The sequence below is a fragment of the Teichococcus globiformis genome, from assembly GCF_042646265.1.
Taxonomy (GTDB): Bacteria; Pseudomonadota; Alphaproteobacteria; order Acetobacterales; family Acetobacteraceae; genus Pseudoroseomonas; species Pseudoroseomonas globiformis.
The window spans coordinates 1-2,500 of the sequence record NZ_JBHRTN010000021.1 but is presented as its reverse complement, the minus strand read 5'-3'; the positions used below and the strand labels follow the sequence as shown (position 1 = coordinate 2,500).

General features: G+C 57.5%; 1 tRNA gene and 2 rRNA genes (1 of these 3 cut by a window edge). All 3 read left to right on the top strand.

The annotated features are described in order from the left end of the window. A 23S ribosomal RNA gene (locus ACFOD4_RS19415) occupies nt 1-2,128 on the top strand; it begins 609 nt to the left of the window's first position. Between the two features lie 138 nt (nt 2,129-2,266). Further along, nucleotides 2,267-2,381, top strand: a 5S ribosomal RNA gene (rrf, locus tag ACFOD4_RS19410). Between the two features lie 43 nt (nt 2,382-2,424). Continuing rightward, nucleotides 2,425-2,498, top strand: a tRNA-Met gene (locus tag ACFOD4_RS19405). Nucleotides 2,499-2,500 lie beyond the last annotated feature (2 nt).

Sequence of the window (2,500 nt, the reverse complement as noted above, 5' to 3'; positions counted from 1 at the left end):
AAGCGAGTCCGAACAGGGCGTTGAGTTGCCGGTAGAAGACCCGAAACCGAGTGATCTAGCCATGGCCAGGCTGAAGGTGCGGTAACACGCACTGGAGGGCCGAACCCACGCCTGTTGAAAAAGTCGGGGATGAGCTGTGGCTAGGGGTGAAAGGCCAATCAAACTCGGAAATAGCTGGTTCTCCGCGAAATCTATTGAGGTAGATCGTCAGGCGAACACCGCCGGAGGTAGAGCACCGGAAGGGCTAGGGGGACCCAAAGTCCTACCAAACCCTACCGAACTCCGAATGCCGGTGAGTGCTACCTGGCAGACAGACAGTGGGTGCTAAGGTCCATTGTCGAGAGGGAAACAGCCCAGACCACCAGCTAAGGCCCCCAAATGATGACTAAGTGGGAAAGCATGTGAGACGGCCAAAACAACCAGGAGGTTGGCTTAGAAGCAGCCATCCTTTAAAGAAAGCGTAATAGCTCACTGGTCTAATAGCTGTCTTGCGGCGAAAATGTAACGGGGCTCAAGTCATCTGCCGAAGCTGTGGATGCACTAGCAATAGTGCGTGGTAGCGGAGCGTTCCGTACGCCTGCGAAGGGCGACCCGTGAGGGCGCCTGGAGGTATCGGAAGTGCGAATGCGGACATGAGTAGCGACAAGGAGAGTGAGAACCTCTCCCGCCGAAAGTCCAAGGGTTCCTGCGCAAGGCCAATCCGCGCAGGGTGAGCCGGCCCCTAAGGCGAGGGCGACAGCCGTAGCCGATGGAAACCAGGTGAATATTCCTGGGCCTGTCAGAAGTGACGAGTGTGAACCGTTGTTCCTCCTTATTGGATTGGAGGGGCTGCCGGATCACTCCAGGAAATAGCTCTGACATATAGACCGTACCCGAAACCGACACAGGTGGACTGGTTGAGTATACCGAGGCGCTTGAGAGAACCATGCTGAAGGAACTAGGCAAATTGCTCGCGTAACTTCGGGATAAGCGAGACCCACGAATGGGCAACCATGCGTGGGTGGCACAGACCAGGGGGTGGCGACTGTTTAGTAAAAACACAGGGCTCTGCGAAATCGAGAGATGACGTATAGGGTCTGACGCCTGCCCGGTGCCGGAAGGTTAAGAGGAGAGGTGCAAGCCTTGAATCGAAGCCCCGGTAAACGGCGGCCGTAACTATAACGGTCCTAAGGTAGCGAAATTCCTTGTCGGGTAAGTTCCGACCTGCACGAATGGCGTAACGACCTCCCCACTGTCTCCAGCATGGGCTCAGCGAAATTGAATTCCCCGTGAAGATGCGGGGTACCCGTGGTCAGACGGAAAGACCCTATGAACCTTTACTGCAACTTCGCAGTGGTGCCAGGAAGGAACTGTGTAGGATAGGTGGGAGGCTATGAAACAGGGGCGCTAGCTTCTGCGGAGCCATCCTTGAAATACCACCCTGTTTCTTTCTGGCATCTAACCGAGCCCAGTTACCCTGGGCCGGGACCCTGCGTGGCGGGCAGTTTGACTGGGGCGGTCGCCTCCCAAATGGTAACGGAGGCGCGCGATGGTGGGCTCAAGCCGGTCGGACATCGGCTGTTGAGTGCAAAGGCATAAGCCCGCCTGACTGTGAGCGCGACAGCGCGAACAGAGACGAAAGTCGGCCTTAGTGATCCGGTGGTCCCGCGTGGAAGGGCCATCGCTCAACGGATAAAAGGTACTCTAGGGATAACAGGCTGATCTCCCCCAAGAGTCCACATCGACGGGGAGGTTTGGCACCTCGATGTCGGCTCATCGCATCCCGGGGCTGGAGCAGGTCCCAAGGGTTCGGCTGTTCGCCGATTAAAGCGGTACGTGAGCTGGGTTTAGAACGTCGTGAGACAGTTCGGTCCCTATCTGCCATGGGTGTTGGAGACTTGAGAGGATCTGTCCCTAGTACGAGAGGACCGGGATGGACGTACCTCTGGTGTACCAGTTGTTCCGCCAGGAGCACCGCTGGGTAGCTAAGTACGGAACGGATAACCGCTGAAGGCATCTAAGCGGGAAACCAGCCTCAAAACCAGGTCTCCCCAAGGGTCGTGGAAGACCACCACGTTGATAGGCCGCAAGTGGAAGTCGGGTAACCGACGCAGCTGAGCGGTCCTAATCACCCAATTGATCTCACATCACTTCACCGCAGAGGCCTTAAAAACCTCGCCGCACGCAGCACCCATCCGCACACCCAACACCACACTCGAACCAAAACATCACCAATCCAGCACACCACACAGTGATGCTGCCTCAACAAAACGATCCGGCTCGGTGGCCCGGTGGCCATTGCAAGGCTGCCACACCCGATCCCATCCCGAACTCGGCCGTGAAACGCCTCCGCGCCCATGGTACTGCATCTCAAGATGCGGGAGAGTAGGTCGCCGCCGGACCACCCAGCCGGATCGTCCCAAAACAGCATCCAACCATCACCACCGCGGGGTGGAGCAGCCCGGTAGCTCGTCAGGCTCATAACCTGAAGGTCACAGGTTCAAATCCTGTCCCCGCATCC